Source organism: Acinetobacter sp. 228, assembly GCF_048147885.1.
The window spans coordinates 1-1,017 of record NZ_JAYWYV010000625.1; the positions used below are offsets into that span (position 1 = coordinate 1).

General features: G+C 39.2%; 1 protein-coding gene and 1 pseudogene. Both read right to left on the bottom strand.

Going from position 1 to position 1,017, the window contains the following annotated elements; genetic code table 11:
* Positions 1-581: Hpt domain-containing protein (locus VXQ92_RS21390; protein WP_416683108.1), on the bottom strand; the 581-nt coding region annotated here is incomplete at its 3' end.
* Positions 582-727: 146 nt separating this feature from the next.
* Positions 728-1,017 (bottom strand): annotated as a pseudogene (locus VXQ92_RS21395) (chemotaxis protein); the annotation flags it as partial.

Here is a 1,017-nt window from a genome sequence, read left to right on the forward strand (position 1 = left end):
TCAATTTCAGTATGTGTAGCTTGAATGATTGGCTCGGCTAACGAATCTTGTTCAATATAATCTAGCTCAAGACCAGTCACTGTTTCGGCCATAAGCGTATTTGAAAGTTGTAAAAGCTCTTCTAAAGCTGGCTCTAAACTTTGCTGTTGTTGTAGTTGTTGGCCTAATAAAATAAGAGGTCTGAAATCTAAGGTATGTGCTCGTTTTTGCTTAAAATTATCTACTAATTTAAGGAAATAGAACTTAAATACTAACTGCACATAGCTCTGAATAGTTGGCGTTAATTGTAAGCTTTGGTTGATTACCCGGTTGAGTGTATCTTCAACTGTCCACGCAAGCTCAGCTGAAGATTTAGCGCCAATCATTCTTCCGGAACCTTTTAAGGTATGGAAATGCCGACGAATTTCAGTGAGCGTAGCAATATTCTCAGACTGCATCCATTTATTTATCAAAGGTTGCAAATCAACAAAAATCTCTTCAATTTCTTCAATGAAGATCTCAAGAAACTCAGCATCTTGTTCAGAATAGCTATCTTCAGGTAGCGTCATTGCTTCAGTTAAAGTTTTTAATATTTCTTTCATAGCAAAGGCTTCTTTTGCTTACCCCCTGAGTGGGGAAAACTACAGAGTCAACACCAGAAAAATAACTATCTCCCCAATATTTGTCTGGCGCTGCTCATACTTTTAAAAGAATAGCGATATGAGAATAGCTATTCTTATCCCCCAATTTAGTCTGGTAATTTAAAGTCCGTTACTGACTCACGTAATGACTCTGCCATATTCGCCAACTCTGATACGGAGCGAGCAGTATCAAACGTTGCCGTTGTTGTTTGCGAAGTAATTTCTTGTACAACCGTCATGGTGGTTGCAATGTGACTCGCAGATGCTGACTGAAGTTTTGCTGCGTCGGAAATGCTCGCAATCAATTTTGCCAAGTCACCCGATACTTTTTGGATTTCATCCAGTGCAATACCCGCATCTTTTGCCAAATTCGCACCACGTACAACTTCTGTTGTTG